28 protein-coding genes and 2 tRNA genes are annotated in these 24488 nt (G+C 61.4%); 22 read left to right on the top strand and 8 right to left on the bottom strand.

The annotated features are described in order from the left end of the window. Positions 1-166: 166 nt before the first annotated feature. Both NLK60_RS06825 and NLK60_RS06820 read left to right on the top strand, forming a co-directional pair. Positions 167-415, top strand: a complete 249-nt coding sequence (locus NLK60_RS06825; protein WP_254810132.1) for a DUF7127 family protein — start codon at positions 167-169, stop codon at positions 413-415. Next, positions 412-2676, top strand: a complete 2265-nt coding sequence (locus NLK60_RS06820) for a CDC48 family AAA ATPase (RefSeq protein ID WP_254810131.1) — start codon at positions 412-414, stop codon at positions 2674-2676. The genes NLK60_RS06825 and NLK60_RS06820 overlap by 4 nt, the downstream gene beginning before the upstream one ends. 200 nt (positions 2677-2876) lie before the next feature. Here the strand turns inward: NLK60_RS06820 and bcp are convergent, their stop codons facing one another. The 4 genes from bcp to NLK60_RS06800 all read right to left on the bottom strand — a co-directional run bounded on the left by bcp (position 2877) and on the right by NLK60_RS06800 (position 6161). Continuing rightward, entirely contained in the window at positions 2877-3332 is a 456-nt protein-coding gene (gene bcp / locus NLK60_RS06815; protein ID WP_254810130.1) for a thioredoxin-dependent thiol peroxidase, read from the bottom strand. A 48-nt stretch (positions 3333-3380) separates the two neighbouring features. Continuing rightward, complete coding sequence (locus NLK60_RS06810) at positions 3381-4316, bottom strand: DNA replication complex subunit Gins51 (RefSeq protein ID WP_254810129.1); 936 nt, start codon at positions 4314-4316, stop codon at positions 3381-3383. After that, positions 4313-5488, bottom strand: a complete 1176-nt coding sequence (priS, locus tag NLK60_RS06805) for a DNA primase small subunit PriS (protein ID WP_254810128.1) — start codon at positions 5486-5488, stop codon at positions 4313-4315. The genes NLK60_RS06810 and priS overlap by 4 nt, the downstream gene beginning before the upstream one ends. Positions 5489-5684: 196 nt before the next feature. Continuing rightward, on the bottom strand, positions 5685-6161 hold the full coding sequence (locus NLK60_RS06800; protein ID WP_254810127.1) for a GNAT family N-acetyltransferase: 477 nt from the start codon (positions 6159-6161) through the stop codon (positions 5685-5687). A 126-nt stretch (positions 6162-6287) separates the two neighbouring features. On the opposite strand from NLK60_RS06800, the gene NLK60_RS06795 reads away from it, so the two are divergent. From NLK60_RS06795 to NLK60_RS06785, 3 genes are all read left to right on the top strand, one after another. After that, on the top strand, positions 6288-7217 hold the full coding sequence (locus tag NLK60_RS06795) for a VOC family protein (RefSeq protein ID WP_254810126.1): 930 nt from the start codon (positions 6288-6290) through the stop codon (positions 7215-7217). 48 nt (positions 7218-7265) lie between these two features. Further along, positions 7266-7778, top strand: a complete 513-nt coding sequence (locus NLK60_RS06790; RefSeq protein ID WP_254810125.1) for an archease — start codon at positions 7266-7268, stop codon at positions 7776-7778. Between the two features lie 425 nt (positions 7779-8203). After that, complete coding sequence (locus tag NLK60_RS06785; protein ID WP_254810124.1) at positions 8204-9667, top strand: RtcB family protein; 1464 nt, start codon at positions 8204-8206, stop codon at positions 9665-9667. Positions 9668-9874: 207 nt separating this feature from the next. Here the strand turns inward: NLK60_RS06785 and NLK60_RS06780 are convergent, their stop codons facing one another. Next, positions 9875-10090, bottom strand: a complete 216-nt coding sequence (locus NLK60_RS06780; protein WP_254810443.1) for a hypothetical protein — start codon at positions 10088-10090, stop codon at positions 9875-9877. Positions 10091-10253: 163 nt separating this feature from the next. On the opposite strand from NLK60_RS06780, the gene moaA reads away from it, so the two are divergent. Then, the gene (gene moaA, locus NLK60_RS06775) at positions 10254-11261 is read left to right on the top strand and encodes a GTP 3',8-cyclase MoaA (RefSeq protein WP_254810123.1); all 1008 of its coding nucleotides are present in this window, start codon (positions 10254-10256) and stop codon (positions 11259-11261) included. Between the two features lie 298 nt (positions 11262-11559). Further along, complete coding sequence (locus tag NLK60_RS06770; RefSeq protein ID WP_254810122.1) at positions 11560-12195, top strand: cupredoxin domain-containing protein; 636 nt, start codon at positions 11560-11562, stop codon at positions 12193-12195. A 342-nt stretch (positions 12196-12537) separates the two neighbouring features. Here the strand turns inward: NLK60_RS06770 and NLK60_RS06765 are convergent, their stop codons facing one another. From NLK60_RS06765 to NLK60_RS06755, 3 genes are read right to left on the bottom strand one after another with little or no spacing between them, the layout of a single operon-like run. Then, positions 12538-13053 (bottom strand): DUF7519 family protein, encoded by a 516-nt coding sequence (locus tag NLK60_RS06765; RefSeq protein ID WP_254810121.1) that lies wholly within the window; start codon positions 13051-13053, stop codon positions 12538-12540. Beyond that, positions 13050-15011, bottom strand: a complete 1962-nt coding sequence (locus NLK60_RS06760; RefSeq protein ID WP_254810120.1) for a DUF58 domain-containing protein — start codon at positions 15009-15011, stop codon at positions 13050-13052. The genes NLK60_RS06765 and NLK60_RS06760 overlap by 4 nt, the downstream gene beginning before the upstream one ends. Positions 15012-15060: 49 nt before the next feature. Beyond that, positions 15061-16008 (bottom strand): DUF4129 domain-containing protein, encoded by a 948-nt coding sequence (locus tag NLK60_RS06755; RefSeq protein WP_254810119.1) that lies wholly within the window; start codon positions 16006-16008, stop codon positions 15061-15063. 185 nt (positions 16009-16193) lie between these two features. Between NLK60_RS06755 and NLK60_RS06750 the strand changes: the two genes are divergently transcribed. From NLK60_RS06750 to NLK60_RS06680, 15 genes are all read left to right on the top strand, one after another. Further along, positions 16194-16276, top strand: a tRNA-Ser gene (locus NLK60_RS06750). Between the two features lie 83 nt (positions 16277-16359). Further along, positions 16360-16875, top strand: coding sequence for a 30S ribosomal protein S13 (locus NLK60_RS06745; protein ID WP_254810118.1), 516 nt, complete (start codon positions 16360-16362; stop codon positions 16873-16875). Beyond that, on the top strand, positions 16875-17396 hold the full coding sequence (locus NLK60_RS06740; protein ID WP_254810117.1) for a 30S ribosomal protein S4: 522 nt from the start codon (positions 16875-16877) through the stop codon (positions 17394-17396). Before NLK60_RS06745 ends, NLK60_RS06740 begins: the two co-directional genes overlap by 1 nt. A 1-nt stretch (position 17397) precedes the next feature. Continuing rightward, entirely contained in the window at positions 17398-17781 is a 384-nt protein-coding gene (locus tag NLK60_RS06735) for a 30S ribosomal protein S11 (RefSeq protein ID WP_254810116.1), read from the top strand. A 3-nt stretch (positions 17782-17784) separates the two neighbouring features. Further along, on the top strand, positions 17785-18579 hold the full coding sequence (locus NLK60_RS06730) for a DNA-directed RNA polymerase subunit D (protein ID WP_254810115.1): 795 nt from the start codon (positions 17785-17787) through the stop codon (positions 18577-18579). 158 nt (positions 18580-18737) lie between these two features. Then, positions 18738-18822 (top strand) — tRNA-Leu (locus tag NLK60_RS06725). A 141-nt stretch (positions 18823-18963) separates the two neighbouring features. Continuing rightward, the gene (locus NLK60_RS06720; RefSeq protein ID WP_254810114.1) at positions 18964-19317 is read left to right on the top strand and encodes a 50S ribosomal protein L18e; all 354 of its coding nucleotides are present in this window, start codon (positions 18964-18966) and stop codon (positions 19315-19317) included. Next, positions 19317-19766, top strand: a complete 450-nt coding sequence (locus NLK60_RS06715; RefSeq protein ID WP_254810113.1) for a 50S ribosomal protein L13 — start codon at positions 19317-19319, stop codon at positions 19764-19766. Before NLK60_RS06720 ends, NLK60_RS06715 begins: the two co-directional genes overlap by 1 nt. Further along, on the top strand, positions 19760-20158 hold the full coding sequence (locus NLK60_RS06710; protein WP_254810112.1) for a 30S ribosomal protein S9: 399 nt from the start codon (positions 19760-19762) through the stop codon (positions 20156-20158). Before NLK60_RS06715 ends, NLK60_RS06710 begins: the two co-directional genes overlap by 7 nt. A 12-nt stretch (positions 20159-20170) precedes the next feature. Next, on the top strand, positions 20171-20365 hold the full coding sequence (locus NLK60_RS06705) for a DNA-directed RNA polymerase subunit N (protein ID WP_254810111.1): 195 nt from the start codon (positions 20171-20173) through the stop codon (positions 20363-20365). Between the two features lie 2 nt (positions 20366-20367). Continuing rightward, on the top strand, positions 20368-20547 hold the full coding sequence (locus tag NLK60_RS06700; RefSeq protein ID WP_254810110.1) for a DNA-directed RNA polymerase subunit K: 180 nt from the start codon (positions 20368-20370) through the stop codon (positions 20545-20547). Further along, positions 20544-21749, top strand: coding sequence for a phosphopyruvate hydratase (gene eno / locus NLK60_RS06695; RefSeq protein ID WP_254810109.1), 1206 nt, complete (start codon positions 20544-20546; stop codon positions 21747-21749). Before NLK60_RS06700 ends, eno begins: the two co-directional genes overlap by 4 nt. After that, positions 21746-22525 carry a 30S ribosomal protein S2 gene (rpsB, locus tag NLK60_RS06690; protein WP_254810108.1) on the top strand — a complete coding sequence of 260 codons (780 nt, stop codon included), beginning with the start codon at positions 21746-21748 and terminating at the stop codon, positions 22523-22525. The genes eno and rpsB overlap by 4 nt, the downstream gene beginning before the upstream one ends. A 203-nt stretch (positions 22526-22728) precedes the next feature. Beyond that, positions 22729-23715: a mevalonate kinase gene (mvk, locus tag NLK60_RS06685; protein WP_254810107.1), complete on the top strand. Its 987-nt coding sequence runs from the start codon at positions 22729-22731 to the stop codon at positions 23713-23715. Further along, complete coding sequence (locus NLK60_RS06680; protein WP_254810106.1) at positions 23712-24482, top strand: isopentenyl phosphate kinase; 771 nt, start codon at positions 23712-23714, stop codon at positions 24480-24482. The genes mvk and NLK60_RS06680 overlap by 4 nt, the downstream gene beginning before the upstream one ends. Positions 24483-24488: the final 6 nt, after the last annotated feature.

Raw genomic sequence — 24488 nt, 5'->3', positions numbered from 1 at the left:
CTACAAATCGCCTTCTGAGGGCGACTGCTCGATCCAGGTCCGGGCTACTGTCGACCACTGTTCGTTGGAACTGCAATTCTAGTCTTGTTCGTCTATATCAACTACGTACTGCGATTCCCCGACGAAAGATTTATATATTTGAAAACCTTACCTCGAGTTAGTTATAATGAAACTCGACCAATTCGCTCGTGACGACGACCGCATCGTTCGTCAGTATCAGTACGACGATGGAACGGTGCTCGCCGTCGACTTCGGCGGCGTCGGTGCCGAGTGCTCGGTTGACGTCGTCGATGGGACGGTTATCGTCGTCGTCGGAGACGAGCAATACGAACTCGATATGCCTGTGCAGGCAAGTGACGCACAAGCGTTTATGCGAAACGGCGTCCTGACTGTCGAACTGGAGGCGTCATTATGAAACTCACCGTTAGACCACTGAAACAGAAAGACGCGGGTCGTGGACTGGCTGCGATCGACCGCGTCTCGATGCGGGAACTGGGACTCGAGAACGGCGATTACATCCTGATCGAAGGAAACGGTGACGAGCGCGCGGTCGCTCGCGTCTGGCCAGGGTATCCCGAAGACGAGGGTCGTGGCGTGATCCGTATCGACGGTCGGCTCCGCCAGGAGGCCGGCGTCGGTATCGACGACCGTGTGACCGTCGAAAAGGCGGACGTCAAACAGGCGGCTAGCGTCACGGTTGCCCTCCCACAGAACCTCCGTATTCGCGGCAACATCGGACCGCTCGTTCGTGACAAACTGAGTGGACAGGCCGTAACCGAGGGCCAGACGGTGCCGTTCTCGCTCTCGTTCGGTCCGATGGCAGGGTCAGGACAGTCCGTTCCGCTAAAAATCGCCTCGACCACGCCGGCTGGAACGGTCGTCATCACCGACTCGACCGAGATCCAGATATCGGAGACGCCCGCCGAACAGGTCAGCGCTGGTGAACAGACGGGCGCCGAGGGCGTACCGAACGTGACCTACGAGGACATCGGTGGGCTGGACGACGAACTCGATCAGGTCCGTGAGATGATCGAGTTGCCGATGCGCCACCCCGAACTGTTCCAACAACTCGGTATCGAACCACCGAAGGGTGTCTTGCTCCACGGCCCACCGGGTACCGGAAAAACGCTGATGGCGAAAGCCGTCGCCAACGAAATCGACGCCCACTTCCACACGATTTCCGGCCCGGAGATCATGTCCAAGTACTACGGCGAGTCCGAGGAACAGCTCCGTGAGGTGTTCGAGGAAGCCGAAGAGAACGCTCCCGCGATCGTCTTCATCGACGAAATCGACTCGATCGCCGCCAAACGTGAAGACGCAGGCGGCGACGTCGAACGCCGGGTCGTCGCCCAACTACTCTCGCTGATGGATGGCCTCGAGGAACGAGGCCGCGTCACCGTCATCGCGGCCACGAACCGCGTCGACGCCATCGACCCCGCGCTCCGCCGTGGCGGCCGTTTCGACCGCGAAATCGAAATCGGCGTCCCGGACAAGGACGGCCGCAAGGAAATCCTGCAGGTCCACACCCGCGGGATGCCCCTCTCGGACAGCGTCGAACTCGACCGCTATGCGGAGAACACACACGGCTTCGTCGGGGCCGACCTCGCCAGCCTGACCAAAGAGGCCGCGATGAACGCCCTTCGGCGGATCCGCCCCGAACTCGACCTCGAGCAGGAAGAGATCGACGCGGAAGTGCTCGAACAGCTACGCGTCACCGAACGGGACTTCAAGGAGGCGCTCAAGGGTATCAACCCCTCGGCGCTCCGTGAAGTGTTCGTCGAAGTACCCGACATTACCTGGAACGACGTTGGTGGGCTGTCCGACACAAAAGAGCGCCTGCGTGAGACGATCCAGTGGCCACTCGACTATCCCGGAGTGTTCGAGGCGATGGATATGCAGGCTGCAAAAGGGGTTCTCATGTACGGACCGCCGGGGACCGGGAAGACCCTGCTCGCAAAAGCCGTCGCCAACGAAGCCCAATCGAACTTCATCTCGATCAAAGGGCCAGAACTGCTGAACAAGTACGTCGGCGAATCCGAGAAAGGTGTCCGTGAGGTCTTCGAGAAGGCACGGTCGAACGCTCCGACCGTGATCTTCTTCGACGAGATCGACTCCATCGCCACCGAACGCGGGACGCGCCAGGGGGACTCCGGCGTCGGCGAACGAGTCGTTTCACAACTCCTGACCGAACTCGACGGTCTCGAGGAACTCGAGGACGTCGTCGTCATCGCGACGACCAACCGACCGGACCTGATCGATTCGGCGTTGTTGCGCCCCGGTCGACTGGACCGACACGTCCACGTGCCCGTGCCAGACGAGGAGGGCCGTGCGAAAATCTTCGAGGTCCACACGCGTAACAAGCCGTTGGCCGACGCGATCGACCTCGAGTGGCTCGCGAGCGAGACCGAGGGATACGTCGGCGCGGACATCGAAGCCGTCTGCCGTGAGGCCTCGATGGCAGCGACCCGGGAGTTCATCCGGACCGTCGACCCCGACGACATGGACGACACCGTCGGCAACGTTCGCATCAGCCGCGAACACTTCGAGGAAGCTCTCGATGAGGTGCCACCCAGCGTGACGCCCGACACCCGCGAGCGCTACGAAGAGATCGAAGAGCAGTTCCAGAAACCCGAGGCCGAAACGGGCGACGAACAGCTAGGCCGAACCTTCCAATAGGACCTTTTCCCTGCGGTTTTTCGCTCTCTTTGGTCGTTCATACCGCTTGAAAAGACCTCCACCAAAAAGCCGAGCGCGAATCGCTCGGTGAAACGCGGCGCGTCGCGCCGCGTACACTTCCCCGCTGACAATTCGGCTTTTTTCGAGATAGATGATTCTCTGCAATTGTATTCTCCCTGCAATCGCTAACTCTTCTCCCCTTACTCGAGTGTCTCCAGCACTTCCTCCGCGTGCCCCTCGGGTGAAACAGCCTCGAAGACAGCGCTAATGGTGCCGTCAGGACCTACGACGTAGGTGTTCCGGAAGACGCCATCGAACGTGTTACCGAACATGTTCTTCTCGCCGTAGGAATCGTAGGCGGCCGAGACCTCGCCGTCTTCGTCCGAAAGCAGGTCGAACTCGAGGTCGTACTCCTCGGCGAACGATGCCAGGTCATCGACGGGATCGTCGCTGATACCGACGACGGCCGCGTTTTCGCTCTCGAACGATGGGCGGGCATCGCGGAACGCACAGGCCTCGACCGTACAGCCTTCGGTGTTCGCTCGCGGATAGAAGTAGACGCTCAGGTGCTGCCCTGAAAAGTCCTCGAGACAGACAGTCTCGCCGTGTTGATTTTGCAGTGCAAAGTCGGGTGCCTCGTCGCCGATCTCGAGCATACGGGACCCTTCGTCTCGACGGTAGTAGTGATGTCGGTCGCGCTCGCGTCACTCGAGTCGCTCGGCCGCTTCCCGCTCGAGTAGCGGCGTCGCGTTCTGTTCGGGAAGTGTGACGATGTCGTCGCTTGCGAGCGTGTACTCCCGGTCGTCGATTCCGAGAATCGATCCGACGTCCTGGGTGATTTTGACCGTCGTTCGCTCGACGTCCGTACCATTGCCCGCAGGCGCATCGTCAGGTTGCGTTGAGGCGTCGTCGGCTTTCATCGTCGTGTCGTCGATACCACTTGCGGGGGGACCATCACTGGCTGACGGCTCGGGTGTCTTGCCTTCCGTGGTGTCCTCGAGCGGCCCGTTGTCGACCGGTGGCTCCTCTGGTGGTGGCGGTGGGGGCGTTTCGGTTGACGCGTTTGGCGAGGCTTCAGCAGAGGCCCCCTCGTCTACAGCGCTCGAGAAATCTCCGCCCATGGCATCGGCAACGCTTACGCCATCGGTTGGTGACTCGGCCTGGGAGTGAGAATCCGCGTTCGGTGACTCGGTGGTGACATCCACGCCGACCGAATCCTGGCCGACCTCCTCCTCGACCGGCGGCACGTCGCCGCCGTTGTCGAGTACCTCGAGCACTCGCGTTTTGTTGCCCTGGATACGCTCGACGAGGTCGTCGAACAGGTCGACTTCCTCGGCAGTGAGCCCCTCGTCGTTGGCTGCCATTCCGGCCGCGGCGAGGCTCGCCTGCTTGACGAGCTTGCCCATCCGGCGTTCGTAGATAGCTTCGACGACGTCTTTGGCCGTCTCGATTTCGTCGGTCAACTGGATAACCTCGGGAGAGGAAAACGGGTCGTCGGCGGCGTCCGCGACGCGCTCGCGCTCGGCCTCGAGGTTCGCGATGTACTCGCCGACTTCCTGGTAAAACGACGGGCGCAGGTGCTGAAGGCTATCCTTCTGGCGTTCTTTGCTCTGCACCGTGCGTAACTCGTCGAGATTCATTCTTTTTCTTTCTCCGCCCGACCGCGCGCCATGAGGAACATGGCAACGTACTCTGGGAGTGACTGGTCACCCTCCGGCACTGTAAAGATATCGCCACCGAGTTCCACCTCGCCGCCCCGTGTGACGTCGACGGTAATCTCGTGCCCGGTGAACGTTTCGGGGACGGCGTCGACCAGCGGGTCGAACGACTCGAGGTCGTCGTGGTCGATTCGACGGGTTTCGAGGGCGCTGCCGCCGTGGAGACTTCCCGGAAGGCGAATCAGCCGGTTCGTGTCAGTCGTCACCGGTTCGTCGATGGGCGCGTTGTCCCGTTCGACTGCCATCGAAGCGAATCGCTCGGCGAGTTGTGAAACCGCGGTGTGGACCGTGACGTTCCCTGTCTCGAGTTCGTCGCGGTTGGTTCGAGCGGCGTTGAGGGTCGCTTTGGCTTTGCCTTCCCCGATGCCGTCGAACGACTGGAGGCGCTCGAGGGCGTCAGCTTCCTCCAGGGCCAGTATTTCGTCGATGAAGCCCATGAAGTGGCGGTGGGTTCGACGACCCCAGCCGCCGTCGATGGCGAGGTGCCGTCGCTGGGTCGGCGTCTTGCGGCCGAGGCCCGCGACGGTTTCGGTTTCGATCAGTTCCTCGTAGTCGAGGCCGATACCGCGGACGTAATCGACGATTTCGCGTCGATGCTCGCGCTCGAGATGCTGGACCGCATCGTCACGGACGTGGACGTGATAGCCCCGGCCGCCGGAGAAGACGATCTCGAGGTCTTCGAATCCGAAATCGTCCTCGAGGAAGTCGAGCAGGCGAAAGAGGGCCTCCTTACAGGTAGCGAGCATTTCGGCGTAGGAGTCCTCGCCGAGGGTGACCCGCGGCAGGTGGTCGGCGTCGAGGTCGAAGACCAGATCGGATGTGCGCCACTCTTTTTCGCTCATCGAGTTCGCACCTGGGTCGCGATAGCGACCGACAGAGAAGTAGACGTGCTGGGGCCGTTTACGCTCGAGGAAGTCCTCGAGCGAACCTAACTCGAGGAGCGACCGGTGGCGAACCATCGTGGTTTTGGGGCCTTCCGTCCAGGGGATGTAGCCCCACTCGCGTTCGTTTGCCGAAGGGGGTGGCGTGATCTCTGTACGCCGATAGTGGTCTCGAAACCGCCCCCGAAGATAGGCTCGCGTGCGCTCCTCCATGCGTCCACGACAGTCGGGAGTACGGGCATATAGTCGTTTCCGAATGCTGGCGCGGGCGACACACTGGCCGAGCGTCTCGACGGGACGATTTCGTACGGGTTCGAAGGTGCCCCCGTGCTTGAGGGCCGTGTCGGCGCTCGAGTGTGACACTATCTACTCGATGGTATCTGTCGACTGCCAGTCCATAGCACACGGATTACCGGCGAATAAGATCCGAAATACGGTCGGTGAGTCTGGCACTCGAGCCCAGCCGGAGGTAGTAGGCGTCGCCACCGTCTTCGTAGTAGTTGTCGATGCGGCGTTTGATCTCGAAGCCGAGATGTTCGTAAAACTGGAGGGCGTTTTCGTTGGTCGTCCGAGCGTGGCAGGTGATGGTGTTGTGGTCTTCGGCGACGTGACCGACGAGTCGCTTGCCGATGCCCTGTCCGCGACACTTCGGTGAGACGGCCAGAAAGAGAATGTAGCCGTCGCGTCGGACAGCGGTAAACCCGATCAGTTCTCCTTCCTGCAGATAACAGTAGACCGTCGACCGACGATAGGCGTCGACGAAAAAGTTACGCCGCTGCTTGAGGACTCCCTCGGCCTGGCTAATCTTTTCTTTGAGTGCCCAGGCCGCGTCGACGTACTCGTCGTTTCCGGGGCCGACGACGCGACTGTCGATGTTGACGCTCACTACCACACAGTATCACTGTCACCAATATAATTCCACCGGCAGCGAGGCTCTGTGGCGCAGTTCGAATTGGACGCCTACCACCAATGTTCGCACAGAGACAAATACCGTCGTCCCCATGGTCCACCAATGGACGAGGCGCACTCACTTCCCGATGAGACGTACATTGGTCGGGTCGCACTCCGTACCGGTAGTAATCTCGACTCGATGGTCGCCTTCTACCGGACTGTCGTCGGCCTCGAGGTCATCTCTCGAAAGGGGACGTCGGCGAGTCTCGGCGTCGATGGAACGACCATACTCGTGTTGACGGCCGACGAATCGCTTTCGTCCCGGCGCGCCGAGCACGCCGGATTGTTCCACACGGCATTTTTGCTCCCGGACAGGGGGGCGCTCGGGGCGGCACTCGAGCGGATTCGCGAGAACTGGCACCTCTCTGGTGCATCCGACCACTTCGTGAGCGAAGCGCTGTATCTGCGAGACCCGGAGGGAAACGGTGTGGAAATCTATCGGGATACGCCACGGGAGTCCTGGCCGTGCCGCGACGACGGGACCGTCGAAATCGGGACGAAACCGCTCGATCTGGAGGTCATTGCAACCCACGCAGACGGGGGCGACCGCGTGCCGTCGGGGACGAAAGTCGGACACGTCCACCTCGAGGTGACCGACCTGGACCGATCTCGGCGGTTTTACGGCGATATGGTGGGCCAGACCCTCCAGACAGACCTGCCACAGGCGGCGTTTCTCGCGGCTGGCGACTACCACCATCACATCGGGCTCAACACCTGGAACGGCCGAACACAGCCGGCAGCAAAGACGCGGGGACTGGCGTGGTTCGAGTTCGTCCTGCCGGATGCGGACTCGCTCGAGGATGTCCGTCGTCGACTCGAGGCGGCCGGGAGTTCGGTCACTGACGTGCAGTCCGAAGTGTCCGTCGGTGCGGGTGAACCAGGGTTGGCCGACGGTGCGGTGGAATCTGGGACTACGGCCGACGAGATGGAATCCGGATTTGGCGTCCGCGACCCGGATAACATCGCCGTTCGGTTTCGCTCGGAAGGGTGAGGTCCCAACAACGGGATATATAGTACCCTCGAGGTGGTACGGTCGGGTATGCAGTACGAACTGCGGCCGCACACTGCCGATGTCGGCGTCGCAGCGTCGGCCGACACCCTCGAGGAGACGTTCGCGGCGTTGGCGGAAGGGCTGACGGCGGCCTCCTGGGACGGACTGGAGGCCTTCCAAGGCCCCGAAGATTCGTCGGCGCGATTCGACGTCACCGCCGTCGCCGAAAGCCGTGAAGCCCTGCTGTTCGAGTATCTCGACGAACTCATTTATCAACGGGATATCCGCCTCGAGTTACCCGTCGACAACCGAATCGAGTCTCTCGAGTGCGTCGACGAATCGGACGACTCCACAGCGGTTCCGGAGGATTCGGCAGCGACTGCGGACTCTTCGCTGTCGTCTTCGGCGGTGGCCATCGACCGCTGGCGACTCGAGGCTAGCGCTCACGGGATTTCACTCGAGTCGATCGATGCCAGAGAAATCAAAGCAATCACCTACGCGGATATGCGCCTCGAAGAAACTGATTCGGGGTGGGAGGCGTACGTCGTTTTCGACGTGTAGCGAGGGGTGACTCGGTTCGTGTTGTCGTATTTTGGCTGCCTCGAGGTGTTTTGTCGACTTCGAGAATCTGGACTATGACTACGATAGCAAAAGATACAATACTAATACTAAATTGGTTGGGCTTTAATACCAGTGTTTCACAACACCACGTCACCGGCGATCGGTATCGAGGAATCGGTCTCCAGTCGGTGCAATGCGAGAAGCACGCCCCTCGAGGTCGAGGCTGCTTCCACTTCGGACGAACGGTCACAACGTAATCGAACAGGACGGACAGAACCCTATAGTAGCAATTGAAACGATTGACACACCTACCGCGATGCTGCCTTGCGATAGAGTGTGCAATGACTTTCAATAGCTACTATAGTTACAACGTAACCGAACAGGACTGACAAAGCCCTATGAGTCTCGCGGGTGAAGCCTCACATATGACCGAAACGTTCGACGCCGACGGGATCACTCTCGAGCGAGTCCGTGAGTTCGTGTGGGAGATGCCGCAGACCGGTGATATGGGGGTGCCGGCGCGCGTCCTCGCGAGCGAGGCGTTACTCGAGGAAATCAGCCAGGACCGGACACTCGAGCAGTTGCGAAACGCGACGCATCTGCCGGGGATGACCAAACACGCCATCTGTATGCCAGACGGTCACCAGGGGTACGGCTTCCCGGTCGGGGGCGTGGGGGCAATCGATGCGGAGAACGGGTGTATCTCACCCGGATCGATCGGCTACGACATCAACTGTGGCGTCCGGATGATGCGGACGAACCTCACGTACGAGGACCTACAGGGTCGCGAACGCGACCTCGTGAACGCGCTCTTCGAAGCGATTCCGTCGGGTCTCGGCGGTGGGGGTGTCGTCGAGACCGATGTCGACACCGTGGAGGCGATTCTCGAGCGCGGTGTCGACTGGGCGCTCGAGCACGGCTATGCCGTCGAAGACGACCTGTTACACTGTGAAGACGAAGGCGTCCGGGCGGGTGCCGACGCGTCGAAGGTGAGCGAGAAGGCCAAAAACCGCGGGAAAAATCAGATCGGTTCACTGGGTTCGGGCAACCACTTTCTCGAGGTTCAGCGGGTGACCGATATCTTCGATGCCGAGGTCGGGGATGCCTTCGGCCTCGACGCAGATCAGATCGTCGTCCTCATCCACTGTGGTTCTCGCGGGCTGGGTCACCAGACCTGTAACGATTACTTGCGAAAGATCGAACGCCACCACAGCGGCCTGCTGAACCAGTTGCCCGACAAGGAACTCGCGGCAGCACCCGCGGGCTCGCAACTGGCCGAGGAGTATTACGCGGCGATGAACGCCACGATCAACTTCGCGTGGGTCAACCGACAGCTCATCATGCACCGAACTCGAGAGGTGTTTGCAGACGTGTTCGACCGCTCGTGGGAGTCCATGGAGATGGAGCTCCTGTACGACGTCGCACACAACATCGGGAAAAAAGAGCGACACACCGTCGACGGCGAAGAGCGGGACCTGTTCGTCCATCGAAAAGGGGCGACGAGAGCGTTCCCGGCCGGCCATCCCGACGTCCCACGGAGCTACCGCGACGTCGGCCAGCCCGTCATCATCCCGGGCAGCATGGGTGCTGGCAGCTACGTCCTCCGAGGTGGCGAGCATTCGATGGACGTCAGCTTCGGGTCGACGGCCCACGGCGCTGGCCGACTCATGAGCCGGACGCAGGCCAAACAGGAGTACTGGGGCGAAACCGTTCAGGCCGAACTCGAGGACACCCAGCAGGTGTTCGTCAAAGCCCAGTCGGGAGCCACGGTCGCGGAGGAAGCCCCTGGCGTCTACAAGGACGTCGACGAAGTCGTTCGGGTGTCCGACGCGCTCGGTATCGGAGACAAAGTCGCCCGGACGTTCCCGGTGTGCAACATCAAGGGGTGACGCGTCCTCGCACCGCTCAAATGCCTCGTCGACCTCGAGACAGGACTGTTCACACTTGAGACAGCGGCGGGGCGTGCCAACCATACTCGAGCCGAGGTAGCTCTCGTGGTCGATTTAGGGTGATGACTGGAGATTTAGGGAGGTGACTCGAGCCTGTGCGGGTTCCCTCGGGCCGCTTCGAGCCCTGGGATGGCGCTGGAAGCGTGCTCAATCACTGATTCGGAACGGACTCTCATCGTCCTCAGATCCGTCCTCGTCCTCGAGATAGGGCTTTCGGGCCGTAATCGTCACTTCGGCCTCCGGGGCGTCCTCGTCGACCCATGGGCTATCGTAACTCGAGAGTTCGAGCCCGGTGACCTCCCAGCCGGCGGATTCGATCAACTCGACCAGTTCGCGCTGATCAGTCAGCATTTCTCGGTCCATATCCAGAGAAGTGTCTCGAGCGAGGTAGTGGTTACTCACAGCGTGGCCACTGAGTGAGCAGCGGCCCAGACTGTCTTCGAACCCGAAAGATGAAACCAAAAATGGTTTCACAAACCCGTCTTCGACCCTCGAGTTTAAGCGGATTCGAACGATACTGCATCATATGCTTGCCGACGAGTTCGGGCGCGAGGTCACCGGGGTACGCATCTCGCTCACCGATCGGTGCAATTTCGATTGTATTTACTGTCACAACGAGGGGCTGGGTGACACCCGTGGGCCGATGGATCCACAGGACGACGAGATGGAAACCGACGACGTCGTCCGTTTTCTCGAGGTTGCCGAGGAGTTCGACATCAACGCGGTCAAGTTCACGGGTGGTGAACCGATGCTCCGCCAGGACCTCGAGGAGATTATCGAGCGGACGCCCGACTCGATGGAGGTGTCGCTGACGACGAACGGCACCTTCCTCCCCGGGCGCGCCGAGGATCTGGTCGAGGCGGGCCTCGACCGGGTAAACGTTTCTCAGGACGCCCTCGACCCGGAAGCGTTCGCCGCAGTGACCAAAAGCGGTGCCTACGACAAGGTTATCGAGGGCGTGGAGGCAGCGCTTGCTGCCGGTCTCGATCCGGTCAAACTCAACATGGTCGTCTTCGAACACACTGCGGGCTACGTCCCGAAGATGGTCGATCACGTCGCCGAAAACGAGGGATTACAGCTCCAGTTGATCGAATACATGCCCGAACTCACTGGCAAACCGGAATGGAACGTCGACATCGAGCGCGTCCACGACTGGTTGGCCGAACAGGCCGACGAAATCGAACACCGGGAGATGCACGACCGCAAACGCTACTGGATCAGTGCCGACGGCTCGAGTGGGGAATCCGTTAGTGAACCGAGCAACGAGCGGCGCGGCATGGTGGAAATCGTCGACCCCGTCGAAAATCCGACGTTCTGCGCGAACTGTCACCGCGTTCGGGTAACTCACCAGGGCTATCTCAAGGGCTGTCTGAACCGCAACGACGACCTCCGACCGATGGGTGAGATGACCAAACCCGAAATCCGCGAGGCGTTCCGGGAGGTCGTCGCCAACCGCGTCCCCTACTACGGCGAGTACATGGTCCGCAACGGCAACGGGGAATGGGAACTCAACGAGGAGTATATCGGCGTCTGAATTTGGATCGAGTATTCGCTATTCTTTGCCCGCTCGAGTGTTCATACGGTTTACTGTCGTCTCTTCCCGGTGATTGCCCATACCGGGTCGGCAATCGCCGGGAAAAAATTACAGCAGACCGTATCAGTCTGTGATCGAACCGGGCACACGCCAATCAGGACATATCTTCTCTGTTGGAACCCTCATCACGGAAATCCATTTCCATCATCATACTTAATGCGTGCTCCTTGTTCTCACATAACAGGAAACTACGCTGCATTTTTCCCAGAAAATATCATTTATATATGTGTGAGGGACAATGAACGAATTGTACAACAGACGGACAGTCTTACAAAGTGGGGGAATCGGTGCCACAGCACTCATCGCTGGGTGCTTAGATGACGTTGGTCTCGGTGACGAGCCCGGTGACGAAACCTACTACATCGTCGCCTATCATTGGGGGTTTGCTGCGTTCGACGAAGATGGAACTGAACACGAGTTAATCGAAGTCCCAGAGGGAACCGAGCTAACCATCGTCGCGATCAACGATCATGCAAGCGACGCGTTCGGAGATCTACCTGAGCCTGTTGAAACGATACTCGAGGACTTTGATGCGCTGGAACGGACGAAACAGCACGTCGAGGATGGGACTATTCCTGAACCTGAGGACGCTACGATTGAGGAAGTATACGAAGAGGCTCACGACCACGCTCACAATGGCCACGATGACGATGGCCACGATGACGATGGCCACGATGAGAACGAGTTAACGATGTTGGATCACGAGCTGATCATACCTGGACACGACGTCGAAATGATGGTGTTGAGCACCGCAGACGAACCTGTCCAGACGTCGTTCGTCACCGACGAAACCGGAACGTTCGATTTCGTCTGTACCCATGACTGTGGATACGGCCATCCGTACATGGTTCGGGAGATGCTACAAGTCGAATAACTCTCTATACACTGAGGGGCTAGCGCTGAAAAACTGACGAAACCCCGACTTCAGCTTACTACCTCTTCCTTTTAGAATGAGAGGGAGAAGAATTGGCCAGCTGGGACAGAGACAAACACATTGACAACAATTCTCGATCCAATAAAAACTCACCTGAAAGAAAAATTGACTGGGAAATAATGAGATTCACTACCTTGTTCACCAGTACTGACCGATTACTCCCCATCGTAGATTCTCTCTCAGTCGTGGGCGTAGTCACACTGTGTATTCAGCATGTGGATTGTGTGTGTACAAAAGGATTCTAACAGACCTGGCATATCCCAGTGCGGGGGCAGGCCGTTTTCAGGCGGCTTCCGGTCGACTCGAGCGAAGCCCGGCGATCAAAAAGACGACGGCCAGGATCAGGAGGACGACGACGCCGAGGGAGTAGCCGGCTCCGCTGAAGACGAACACGCCGTAGCCGACCGTCGCCGAGAGGAGACCGACGGCGAGACTCGTGACGATGTGGGCGGACTCGAGCCGCCCGGTGACGGTCTCGCGACCGAGTTGTTCCCCGAGTTCGACGGCGCTGTTGGCGAGATCCCAGGCTAGCAGTGTGCCGACAGCACCGATGACGCTCGCTTCGGGGGAGAGACCCTGTAACCCGCCGAGGACGACACTGATAAAGAGGATGCCTCCTCCGAGATCGACGCCGAGTCGAACCCCGCGATGGAGTCCCAGCGCGAGCAGGCCGAGCCCGACCAGGCCGAACAGCCCGCCGGCCGGTGAACCGGAGCCGATGACGACCAGTGTGCCGAGCGCCGCGGTGATCGATGCGGCCGTGTTTCGCCGGGTGGGTTTTCGGGTCAGCTCCATCATCGGGAATCACCGCTGTTGGCGCGGGCAACGGCTTCGTCTATCGACTGCTCGGCCGTCCAATCGATGACGGGAATGCCGGCTCGCTGGAGGTCGAATCGCCGGATTCGACGGCCGACTCGAGCGAGCTGTTGACTCGTCGTGCGTTCTGCCGTCGGGTCCGGGCTGATAACGGTCACAGCGTGACCACGGGCACCGAGCCGTCGGGCGATACGGACGCTGGCATCGTCACACAGCGGCGTAAAGAGGACGACCTGCGTCTCGGAGGTGAGTCGCTGGCGGATGAGTCGAAGCTGTGGGTGCCACTGGGTTCGACCGTTGGGCGGGACCGTCGAGAACTGCGGGTGTGAAGACAGCAGCGACCGTAGCTGCCCACGATGGTGTTGGCCCGAGGACGGCGCGAGCCAGCAGGTGTTTCGCAAGTCGAGTTTTCGGTCACCGGTCCGGTCGACTGGGCCGAGCGCCGCCAGCCCGACCGTGTCGCCGGTGTCGAGCAACGATGCGGCGATGCGTCCGGCAGCTTCGACCGAGCGGTCGACGGCGTGTGGAGCATCCGGCTCCGGTGCCAGATACGACGATTTGCGAGCGTCGATCAGGATGACGACGCGGGCCGCTCGTTCCTCGTGGAACTGGAGGGTGGCGAGTTCGCCGGAGCGGGCGTGACGGTTCCAGTCGATGCGGTTGAGCGGGTCGTTTCGCTGGTACTCACGAATGGAGTGGAACTGCATACCTTCGCCGGCGTCAGCCGTCGTCAACTGCCCGGAGAAAGCGGCGGCTGCGGGCTGTAACGGGACCTGCGTTGCGAGCGGCTTCAGCGTTGGTTCTGCCGTCATCGTCGTTTCCACGCCGAGATAGTATTCTTTCTCGCTCGCTCGAGAGAGGTCTCTCGTCAAGATCACGGCCGGATCGAACGTGTGTGTCCCTCGTCTCGCGGTGACCGTGTACTCGAGGTCGACAGACTCCTCGGGGCGAAGCGCGGTGCCGATGCGGGCGGAGCCGTCGGTGATGGCGAGGCCTGCCGGGACGCCGTCGATGATTCGAAGGTCCGCTAACAACCGGCCCGAGTCGTTCGTGATGGTGACGGTGACGTCGACCTCCTCACCCGGCTCCGGTTGCTCGTCGCTGAGGGTTCGCTCGAGCGAGAGCGTCGGTTCGGGAACCGATTGGATGTGGGCGAAGCCGGCGTAACCCGCGGCAACGACGCCGGCGAGGACGACGCTCGGTGATTCGGCAACCGCGCCCAGCCCAACTGCAAGCAGTGCGAGTCCACCGACGCCGGTCCAGTAGCCCGTATCGCGAACTGCGGTGAGGTGGAGCCCGGTCGTGGATGCCGCCGTGGTTCGGGGGACGACGTTCTCGAGGGTTTCTGCGTCCGACTGTGGAATCGACTCCGGTGCAGCCGCCTCGAGACCGGTGTAGCCGATGGCGGCGATTGCTGCGGTCGTTCGCCGGACGTCCGAGCGAAAGCTGCTTTCCCTGTCCAGTACCGCCGCAAGTCGACTTCGTATCGGTCGGCCGGGGGCCTCGAGTTCGGGTGAGAGGAAGGCCGCGACGCGCTCGTCGCTCGTCCACTCGCCGGTTTCAATCTGGTGCTTTGCTGCTTCCTCTGAGAGTCCTTCGAACCGAGTGAGGACAGCCACTGCGGCACCCTGCAACCCTTCGAGGACCTGTCTCGAGCCAGTAGCGAAGGTGTACGTGTCCGTGCGGAACTGGTTGATCGTCTCGGAGAAGTTCGCCCCCGGAACGGGAACCGTCGTTCGGTGTTCGGGGTCTGTGGTCTCGGCGGTTTCAACCGCTCGGCGTCGCCGAGCGAAACCGTTCAGTGCTGCGCCGATGGCGACGAGGCCGACTGCGGCCACGAAGCCTTGTGTGACGTTGAGGTCGGTCACCCCGACGAGAATCGAGAGCGCAGCCAGGAGAATCGCGACGCCCACGAGCAGTGGGATTCGCTTGACGTTCACCACCCGCCACCTCCCGTCTCGGCGTTCGTTCTCCATCCGTCACGTACGCTCATCCATCTGACCTCCGTCCGTCACTTTCGTCCATCTCTTTACCGTTTCCGTAGGTCGCTTCGATCTCCCTGAGAATCGAGACGGCACGCTGTTCCCGTTCGTCGGTCGTCTCCTCGTGGCCGTATCGAACGTCCTGGAACAGTTCCGTTAGTTCGTCAACGTGCTCGCGAGCGAGCCCAGCCTCGATGGCTGCGTCGGCGAATTCACCGGGCGTCGTCGTTTCGGGTCGATCGACTTCGAGGCCCTCGGTCATCTCTCGCCAGGCCCGGTACACCTCGTTATCGAGGGCACTCGAGTTCGCGTCGTCGATTCGGTCGGCGGCCCGTCCGGCAGCGCTGGCAACGGCGAGTTGATCGCTCGTGGGTTCGGCGTCGACCGCCGATTCGGTGTTCGATTCTTTCCCGCCTGGTGACCGGTTACTCAGGAGCAAGCCCGCGATAAAGATGAACGCGAGCAAGCCAACGGCGGCCAGAATTGGTGGGACCTGATTGTCCGTTTCGCGTTCGGTATCGGCGCCGCCTTCCCCTCCGCCGACCTCGGGCGTTTCGTTGACGGTTTCGTTGGGTGCCCCGCCGAGTTCGGGACCACTTCCGAACTGGAGGAGTAGGTAGACGACGGCGATGATGATCGTACTGGCGAGTAAGATCACGGCCCCGGCTTTGACGGCTTCCCGCCTGAAATACAGTAGATACCAGACCAGTGCGATGCCGGCGATGGCGACCAGGGCGTACAGAAGATATTCGAAGAACGTTGGGAGTTCGCCGCTCGGTGGTTCGTCCATCTCGGTTTCCGGAACCTGCTCTCCGGGACCGGGTTCATCAGCAGGTCCGGTGCCGGGGCTTCCGGTGGGGTCGGCTGGATCGGCAATGGTCGCTGCGATGAAACCGATCGAGACGATCACTGCGAGGGCAACCGCAATTCGAACGAGCGTGTCCGTGGAAGGCACCAATTGACCGTCGTTTCTGGCTACCGACTAATAAGTCCGTGTATTCTGTTTGTCAACACGACTCGTTCCGCGCGCTTTCGGGCGGTCTCTATCGTTGCCCTTAAGTACTGTCCCCGGGAAAGTGAGCGTGCAATACACTGCAGGGGATGCGTCCCCGAGTCTGTATAGGCGACATTGACCACGGTGTCGTGGTAGCCAAGCGGCCCAAGGCGCATGGTTGCTAACCATGTGGCGTCAAGCCTCCGGGGTTCGAATCCCCGCCACGACGTCGATTGCGTGACCGCAGCTATCAGTCACTGGTGACTGCTGTTACGTTTGCATCGCAAACCGACCACACACTAGAAACCATATATGAGCGAGGAAACACCTCAAGACCAAGCCGAGGACGACGACCTTCAGTACTTCGTCCGCATCGGGCAGACCGACCTCGACGGGACGAAATCCGTCGAACGGTCGCTCTCGGAGATGAACGGGATCGGTCGACGAACCGCCCGACTCATCGCCGACGAAGCCGGCGTCGACAGAACAGCGACGTTCGGTGCGCTCGAGCAAGAGACGATCGACGAAGTCGTCGCCGCCGTAGAGAACTACGCCGAAACAGTCCCTGGTTGGCTCACCAACCGCCAGAACGACTTTTACACCGGCGAGAACAGCCACCAGACCGGAAACGACCTTCAGCTGGCCCGCCAGCACGACATCAACCGGATGAAGATGATCGACTCCTACAAGGGCGTGCGCCACAAGCGCGGCCAGAAGGTCCGCGGTCAGCGAACCAAATCTACCGGCCGTACGGAAGGGACCATCGGCGTCAACGTCGAGGAACTCCGCGAGGAAGCTGCCGAGGAAGCAGCAGAGGGTGACGAATAATGCCACTCGGATCCAACACCAAACAGTACGAGACGCCGAATCACCCCTATCAGGGTGAACGTATCTCGAGCGAGCACTCGCTGCTCGACCGATACGGTCTCAAAAACAAAGAAGAACTCTGGCGTGCCCAGTCCGAACTGCGTTCGTACCGACGCGAGGCTCGTGACCTGCTCGCCCAGGAACAGGACGACCCCGCCGTCATCACCCGGACCGAGGAGTTCCTCGGTCGACTCAAACGCGTCGGCATTCTCGACGAAGCCGACGGACTCGGCGACGTCCTGGCGCTCGAACCCGAAGACGTGCTCGAGCGCCGTCTCCAGACGGTCGCCTATCGGAAAGGACTGGCACACACGCCACAGCAGGCGCGCCAGTTCATCACCCACGGCCACATCGTCCTCGACGGACAGCGCCAGCGCGTCCCGTCGTACGTCGTCGACGTCGACGAGGAGGACCTGGTCGCGTTCGACGAGAACAGTCCGTTTGCGGACGAACTCCACCCAGAACGAGCGGAGGGACAATAACATGGCAGACGACAAATGGGGCGTTGCCCACGTACACGCATCGTTTAACAACACCATCATGACCGTGACCGACCTCACGGGCGCCGAAACGATCGCCAAGTCCTCCGGTGGGACGGCGGTCAAACAGAACCGCGACGAAGCGTCGCCGTACGCGGCCATGCAGATGGCCGAGTCGATCGCCGAAGAGGTCAAAGCGGCCGGCATCACCGGCCTGCACGTCCGCGTTCGTGGCCCCGGCGGAAACCTGCAGAAATCCCCCGGCCCCGGCGCACAGGCGACGATTCGCGCGCTCGCCCGCTCGGGCATCGAAATCGGTCGCATCGAAGACGTGACCCCGATTCCACACGACGGGTCGCGCGCACCGAAAGGCAAGGGCGGCTTCTAGATCATGACAGAAGCATACGACGTCGAGTTCGTCGAACGCGGGGACCGGAACATCCGGTTTCTCGTCCGTGGCGTCACGCCAGCGTTCGCCAACGGCATCCGGCGAGCGATGGTCGCTGACGTCCCCACGATGGCGATCGACGAAGTCCGCTTCATCGAGAACTCGTCGGTGATGTTCGACGAGCAACTCGCGCTCAGGCTCGGACTCGTCCCCCTGACGACCCCGCCGGAAGGCGAGTTCGCCGAGGACGACGTCGTGACGCTCTCGATCGACGTCGAAGGGCCGGGAACGGCCTACTCGGGCGACCTCGTCTCGAGTGACGATCTCGTCCGTCCGGCCGACGAGAACGTGCCGATCATCAAACTCAAAGACGGTCAGCGACTCGAGGCCGAAGCAGATGCCGTCCTCGACCGTGGAAAGGACCACGCCAAACACCAGGGCGGCGTGGCCGTCGGCTACCGACACCTCCAGCGTGTCACCGTCGGCGAGGACATCTCGGAGTTCGAAGAGCAGGAGACGCAGATCATTCGTGGCGTCATAGAAGAGGGTGCGGCGGAAGCCGCAGAAACGTCGAGCGGCGACGAGCCGCGAGACGGCGACCTCGTTCTCACGAGCGAGTTCGACCACGACCTCTCCGAGCGATATCCCGGCAAAGAAGTTCACGTCGAAGACGTGCCCAACGCCTTCGTGTTCCACGTCGAGACCGACGGCTCGTTCGACGCGAGCGACCTCGTGACGCGCGCGGTCGACACCATCGATTCACGAGCCGCCGACCTCGAGGAAGCCGTCCAGCTGTAACGTAACGATACCAACACACGATCAAATCATGACCCATCGCCCGACACACACCGTTTCGATGCCGCCGGCCGCCAGCGCCGACACCGACGAGACTGGCGTCCGAGCGGCTGTTCAAATCGAAAGGGGTTTTACGTGGCGACGGGTACGGGGAAGTGCGAGCAGGGATAGCCAAGTCAGGCCAACGGCGCAGCGTTCAGGGCGCTGTCTCGTAGGAGTCCGCAGGTTCAAATCCTGCTCCCTGCATCACTTCTCCGATCTGTCGAGACGGACCTCACCGACTCGAGCATCAGCTATCAGCCGAGGCGAGCGCTCGTCTCGTGTCGCTGGTCGCTCGAGGTTCGTGACTCCGTCTCGCATTCTTGTTCCCCAATTTGGAGGAAACCAATGAGTACAAAGACCAATCCGAGACTTACCGATCTCATCGCCGAGTTGAAGTCTACGTCCCGCGAGCGGGACGCAGCCGTCTGGCGAGATATCGCAGACCGTCTCGAGAAACCCCGGCGTAACCACGCAGAGGTCAACCTGGGGCGTATCGAGCGCTATGCGAGAGAAGAAGAGACCGTCGTCGTCCCCGGCAAGGTGCTGGGGTCCGGCGCACTACGAAAGAACGTCACCGTCGCCGCCGTCGACTTTTCGTCCTCGGCGGAGACGAAAATCGAACAGGTCGGCGAATCCGTTCGACTCGAGCAGTTGCTCGAAGAGAACCCCGACGGTTCGAACGTCCGGGTGATCGCCTGATGTCCGTCGCCGAATACGACGCCGACATCGTCGTCGACGCCCGTGACTGTATCCTTGGCCGCGTCGCTAGCGAGGTCGCTCAGCGCGCACTCGATGGCGAGGCTGTTGCCATCGTCAACGCCGAAGGTGCCGTCATCACCGGCGACAAAACCGACGTGTTCGACACCTTCCGAACGCGCATTCAGCTGGGTTCGGACAACGGTCCGTACTACCCACGGCGTCCGGACGCCATCCTGAAACGCTCCGTTCGTGGCATGTTGCCGTACAAAAAGCCACGCGGACGAGAAGCACTCGAGAACGTTCGCGTCTACGTCGGCAATCCGTACGAGGGCGACGAAGACCGTGAAGCCGAAGTTCTCGAGGGCACGTCACTGGACCGACTCTCGAACATCCGCTTCGTCCACCTGCACGAAGTTTCCGAACAGCTAGGTGCTAACGTCACATGGTAACGAACACGAGTGGAAAGAAGAAGACGGCCGTCGCCCGTGCAACCGTTCGCGAGGGTGAAGGCCGAGTCCGAATCAACTCCCAACCGGTCGAACTGGTCGAACCCGAGATGTCGCGTCTGAAGATGCTCGAGCCGTTCCGCATCGCAGGCGACGACCTCCGAGACGGGATCGACGTCGACGTTCGCGTCGAGGGTGGCGGTGTCAGTGGGCAGGCAAACGCCGTCCGCACCGCCATCGCTCGCGGGATCGTCCAGCATACGAACGACGCCGAACTCCGCGATGCGTATATGGAGTTCGACCGTTCGCTGCTGGTCAACGACGTCCGCCAGTCCGAGCCCAAAAAGTGGGGCGGACCCGGTGCACGGGCCCGCTACCAGAAATCCTACCGTTGAGGTGATCAGGATATGATGGTACCGGTCCGGTGTTTCACGTGCGGTAACGTCGTCGGCGAACACTGGGAGGAGTTCGACGAACGAGCAAACCAGGGCGAGGAGGACCCACAGGAAGTCCTCGACGAGCTCGGTGTCGATCGGTTCTGCTGTCGACGAATGCTCGTCAGCCACACTGACCTCGTCGACGTCGTTTCACCCTACCAGTAAGCATGCAAGAACAACGCCACAATCGATACGAAAAAGCACGCATCCTCGGCGCTCGAGCGCTGCAAATCTCTTACGGTGCGCCGGTGTTGACGCCGACTGACCAGACGGAGCCGATCCTGATCGCCGCCGAGGAGTACGATGCAGGTGTGCTGCCGTTCACGGTGTATCGGGGGTCAAAATGACGCTGATAACCGACGTTCGGCTGCGCGAAGTCCTCGATTCCCGGGGTAACCCGACGGTCGAGGCCGACGTACTGACCGAAAGCGGCGGATTCGGTCGCGCCGCTGCCCCTTCGGGGGCGAGTACCGGTGAGTACGAGGCGATCGAACGTGAGCCGTCGGCAGCGATTGCCGCGGCTCGTAAACACGCGGTTCCTCGGCTTGTCGGTGAGGCCTTTGCGGGGAACCAGCGCGAAGTCGACGGAATCTTGCGGGCTGCAGATGGCACTCAGGACTTTTCGGAAATTGGGGCCAACAGCGCGGTCGCGATTTCCATGGCGGCGGCGAAAGCGGGGGCAGACGTCCTCGGTGCGCCGCTGTTTCAGCACCTCGGTGGGACGTTCCGCGGCCAGAACTTCCCGGTGCCGCTCGGAAACGTCATCGGCGGTGGCGAACACGCTGCCGACGCGACGGACATTCAGGAGTTCCTGTCCGCACCCGTCGGCGCGCCAAGCGTCGCCGACGCGGTGTTTGCCAACGCGGCGGTGCACGCAACGGTTTCCGAGTTGCTCCACGAGCGCGACGTCCCCGCGGGCAAGGGTGACGAGGGCGCGTGGGCCCCATCGATCGACGATGCGGAGGCCTTCGAAATCGTCGAAGAGGCCGTCTCGACCGTCGAAAACGAGGTCGGCTTCGAGATTCGATTCGGACTCGACGTTGCCGCTGCGGAGATGTACGACGACGAGTCGGAAACCTACGAGTACAGCGACACCAGTCGGGACACCGACCAGCAAATCGCCTACATCGCAGACCTCGTCGAGGAGTACGAACTCGTCTACGTCGAGGACCCACTCGACGAGAACGATTACGACGCCTTCGCGACGCTGACCGAGGAGGTCGGTGATCAGACGCTCGTCTGTGGCGACGACCTGTTCGTGACCAACACGGAGCGACTGGCCGACGGAATCGAACGAGGCGCGGCAAACAGCATCCTGATCAAGCCGAACCAGATCGGAACGCTTACCGATGCCTTCGACGCGATCGAACTCGCCCGCGAAAACGGCTACGAGTCGATCGTCTCTCATCGTTCGGGCGAGACCGAAGATACGACGATCGCACACCTCGCTGTGGCGACCGACGTGCCGTTCATCAAGACGGGCGCGGTCGGCGGCGAGCGAACCGCCAAGCTCAACGAGCTTATCCGAATTGCAGACGATGCGACATGACTGAGGAAAACGCACAACAGGACGGACTCGACGCCGCCGAAGAGGCGATCGACGAGGAGCCAGCCGAAGGGGCTGGACCCGCCGCCGAACCCGCCGAGGACGTCGAGCCAGTAGACGAACAGCCCGCCGCAGCCGAGGAGGCCGCGGACGAACCAGCCGGACCGACCCTCGACGACGACGTAATGTCCGACGAGGAAGCCGACTTGCTCATCCCCGTCGAAGACTACCTCGGCGCCGGTGTGCACATCGGAACCCAGCAAAAGACCAAGGACATGGAGCGGTTCATCCACCGCGTCCGAACCGATGGTCTGTACGTACTGGACGTTTCGAAGACCGACGGCCGTATCCGAACGGCTGCGGACTTCCTGGCGAACTACGCACCCGAACAGATTCTGGTCACCTCGAGTCGCCAGTACGGTCGCTTCCCAGCGGAGAAGTTCGCGGAAGCGGTCGGTGCGCGTGCCCGCACGGGTCGGTTCATCCCCGGTACGCTGACCAACCCAAAATACGACGGCTACATCGAACCCGACGTCGTCGTCGTCACGGACCCGATCGGTGACGCCCAGGCTGTCAAAGAGGCGATCACGGTCGGCATTCCGGTTATCGCGATGTGTGACTCGAACAACCAGACGAGCAACGTCGACCTCGTCGTCCCGACGAACAACAAAGGTCGAAAAGCGCTTTCTGTCGTCTACTGGTTGCTCGCAAACGAGGTTCTCGACCGCCGTGGCGCCGAGCCAAGCTACGCGCTCGACGACTTCGAGAGTCTGGTCTAACGCGGCAGTTGTCGGTTCGTTTCTCGAGTTTTATGCGTTAGTCTCAGAGCGCCAGTGATGTCACCGCGATGGCGATAGAGACGGTTTACTGTCGATTTTCCATACCGGCTCGGCAATCATCGGAAAAAGGGTGCGGGAAGCCGTATAACTGGCGTCGGGTGCGAGAAGATAGGTATTAAGCGTCGTCGTGCGAACGCCCCTACATGGCAGTTTCGAGCGCTCCCGGGAAGGTGTATCTCTTTGGGGAGCACGCAGTCGTCTACGGCGAGCCGGCGGTGCCCTGTGCCATCGAGCGACGGGCGACCGTGACGGTCGAGCGACGGGACGACGACGCACTTCGCGTACAGGCAGACGACCTCAGTTTGGATGGCTTTACCGTCGAGTACGGCGGTCCCCGTGACGGACATCCGGACATCGACGTCCCACAGCCGCTCATCAGGGCGGCGATGGGATACGTCGACGGAGCCATCGAACAGGTGCGCGACGTTACCGGCGAGACAGACGTCGGGTTCGACGTCACCATCGAGAGCGAGATTCCGCTGGGAGCCGGCCTCGGCTCCTCGGCTGCAGTCGTGGTCGCGGCTATCGACGCCGCGACGCGCGAGCTGGGTTTGACCCTCGAGACCGATGAACTGGCAGACAGGGCGTTTCAGACGGAGTACGCCGTCCAGGAGGGACAGGCATCACGCGCAGATACGTTCTGTTCGGCGACGGGCGGTGCGGTCCGCGTCGAGGGTGAGGACTGTCGCTCGCTCGAGGCCCCGTCGCTACCGTTCGTAATCGGGTTCGACGGTGGTGCTGGCGAGACGGGCGAACTCGTCGCAGGCGTGCGGTCGCTGCGCGAGGAGTACGACTTCGCAGCCCAGACGGTCGAGACGATCGGCGACCTCGTCCGAGAGGGTGAAGCGGCGCTCGAAGCGGGCGATATCGAGGAAATTGGCCGATTGATGAACTTCAACCACGGTCTCCTCTCGGCACTGGGCGTTTCGGCGCGCACGCTCGAGACGATGGTCTGGGCGGCCCGCGATGCAGGTGCGGTTGGGGCCAAGTTGACGGGTGCAGGTGGTGGTGGTTGTATCGTCGCGCTCGATCCGACGCCGGAAACTGAGACAGCGCTTCGGTTTACGCCTGGGTGTGAGGACGCGTTTCGGGCCGAACTCGCCGAAGAGGGGGTGAAACGGCTCGAATGACGACCGTCCTCAAACTCGGTGGGAGCGTCATTACGGACAAAGACCGTGAGGAAACGCTCGACGGAGCGGCACTGGAGGCGGCTGCGACGGCTGTCGGCTCCGCTCTCGACGGATCGGCCCGTTCGCCCGGTCAATCGACTCCAGAGCTGGTCATCGTCCACGGCGGCGGGAGTTTCGGGCACGTCAACGCGAGCGAACACGGAGTGAGTACGACGCGTGGCTCCCACGACATCGGTGCCGTCCACGCGATTCACGGCGCGATGAAGACGCTCAACCGATTCGTCCTCGACCGCTTGCTCGAGCAGGGGGTTCGAGCGGTGCCCGTCCACCCGTTTTCGCTGGCCGCTCGCGATGGCGATGGCACGCTCACACTGCCCAGTGAACCGGTCGAGACGCTCCTCACAGAGGGGTTCGTTCCGGTATTACACGGCGACGTAGTCGCCCAGCGCGATGCGGGCGTGACGATCATCAGTGGCGACGAACTCGTGACCGAACTGACGACGCGCCTGGATGCTGACCACGTCGGTCTGTGTTCGACTGTGCCGGGCGTGCTGGATGGCGACGGAGCGGTCGTCGACCGGATCGACGCTTACGAGGACGTCGCAGCCGTTCTGGGGGCCAGCGAGTCGACGGACGTAACCGGTGGGATGGCCGCGAAGGTGCAGGCACTTCTCGCGCTCGAGGCCGAAGCATCGATTTTCGGCCTCGAGGCGCTGCCGGCGTTTCTGGAGGGCGAATCGCCAGGGACGACGATTGCTCGAGAATAAGTTCGG

Source organism: Natronosalvus amylolyticus (assembly GCF_024298845.1).
In the GTDB taxonomy this organism is placed as follows: domain Archaea; phylum Halobacteriota; class Halobacteria; order Halobacteriales; family Natrialbaceae; genus Natronosalvus; species Natronosalvus amylolyticus.
The sequence above is the reverse complement of the archived record's forward strand: the minus strand, read 5'-3'. Positions and strand labels throughout refer to the sequence as shown.